The 1,912-nt window shown below is 60.5% G+C and carries 1 protein-coding gene and 1 pseudogene; one reads left to right on the top strand and one right to left on the bottom strand.

Annotated features, from left to right (window positions below; genetic code table 11):
- Positions 1-524: 524 nt before the first annotated feature.
- Positions 525-1,112 (top strand): prenyltransferase/squalene oxidase repeat-containing protein, encoded by a 588-nt coding sequence (locus tag ACWEJ6_RS54675; protein ID WP_452433692.1) that lies wholly within the window; start codon positions 525-527, stop codon positions 1,110-1,112.
- Between the two features lie 378 nt (positions 1,113-1,490).
- On the opposite strand, the pseudogene ACWEJ6_RS54680 reads toward ACWEJ6_RS54675, so the two are convergent.
- Positions 1,491-1,912: pseudogene (locus tag ACWEJ6_RS54680) on the bottom strand (hypothetical protein); the annotation flags it as partial.

Below are 1,912 nucleotides of genomic sequence, written 5' to 3' on the forward strand. Positions count from 1 at the left end.
GTCAGCGGGCGGCTCGGGCACTACGGTAAGCGGCACGGGTGTGCCTTCCCGACCGACGTTGGCGCGTCGGCCTTATCTCGAAACCATCATCGGATGATCCGGGAAGGTACACCCTTCCCGGCAGATCCACAGGTTTCGATCATTCCTCCCTCTCCGGCCTGATTGTGCAAGAGGACGTGATGGTTGGGCTAGAGGAGTATCGACGGCTCAGCTGGGCGCTCGCCGTGGAACTGCGGGTGATGCTGTGGGACCTCGTTCGGGCCCCTATCTCCTAGTGGGACAGAGTGGAGTCGCGCGGATGTCCCATCATTCTTCTCGAACGAGACGAAGTTCGTTTCACCGCCAAGTAAGATGAGGTTTATAGTATGCAGATGTCGGCATAGGCAATTCTGTCGCGGCTGGATCAAATGCTCCCATCGACCGGAGGCGTGTCTAGCGCCACCGGGAATTCCCCTGATCCGATGACTACGGGTCAGGTGCTCGTCCTCGCTCGTGACCTCTCTGGGGTGGCAGAGGTCTTGGGCGTGCGCCTCGAAGCGGCCAAACTGTACATCCTCAACCAACAAAATTCGGATGGCGGGTGGACTAGAGAAGAAGACGACTGGCACACTTTCGTCACGGCTTGGAGCCTTCTCGGCCTGGCTTCCTGCTCGTTGGTTCCGGATACGGCGATGGACGCCGGCATACGATGGCTATCGGCCCGCCGAACCCCCGATGGAGGATTCGCGCAGTCCAGCGACATCCGTGAGCCTAACACTTATTCTACTTCTTATGCCGTAGCCGCGCTTTATGCTGCGACAGATAAATTGCAGGAGGCGGCGGCAGGCCTGAGGTGGCTCTCATCCCATCAGGACGTTGGAGGCGGTTATCGGGACAACTACTCCGTCGCCTCGGGATCCGATCCGTCGCTGACTGCTTATGTAGCACATGCCCTTTCTAGACTTCCCGCCGAAGCGAGCGATGCCATCGTGTCCCGATGCGCGCAGTTCATCGCTGGCGTTCAACGCCCCTCGGGTGCGTGGGCGGCCTGGTATGAGGATCTCGACTCGATCGAAGGAACGGCTGCTGCACTCCGCGTGCTCATGGCCGACGAAGGCGACTACTCTGAGTAGATCCGTGCGGGCATTTTGTATCTTCAGGAGGCAGCTGATCTGGATGCTGTCGACAACTGGATTGTAATCTCGTTGGCTTATCTCACGCTCCAGCATCTCTAGGTGACTGAGATCCCGAAGACTGAGTTGAGGGCGCTGCTTCACGAAGGCGGCGCCTACCTCTTGAGGATGCAACGGGAAGACGGTGGATTCGGCTGGCGGAGGTGCCATCAAACGACGCCTGGACGACAGCCGAATGCGTGTGGGGTCTAGTAGTGCTTTGTTAGGTCTGTCGGTGGCTGTTGCGGCGTGACGGTTTCAGCCTTCGATGATAGGTAGGGCATGCGCCGGTCCAGGTCGCGAGCAGCGGTTGTAACTCGCGGATGACCTTGTAGAGGGTCAGGCCGGCGCAGCCGCTTTTGGGTCGAGTCGCAGCATGATGATGAACAGGTGCGCGGCTGTGACGAGAGTGAGGTGGCGGTGCCAGCCGGTCCAGGATCGGCCTTCGAAATGGTCCAGCCCCAGGCCGGTCTTCAGTTCGCGGTAGTCGTGCTCGATCCGCCAATCGATCTTGCCGTACCGGATCAAGTCGGCCGGTTCGGTACCGGCGGGCAGGCTGGACAAGCAGTACTTGACCGGCTCGCTCTCGCTGTCGGGCCATTGCGCGATCAGCCACCGCTCAGGCATAGTGCCGTCGCCGGCGCCCGTCCGGGCATCAAGCTGGTCGGGTCGGGTAGCCGGAGGGAATCTCACCCTCCGGCTCCCACAGAACCGTGCGTAATAGTCTCCCATTACACGGCTCTTGCCACCCTGATCACCAG

This window comes from Nonomuraea sp. NPDC004702 (genome assembly GCF_053601695.1).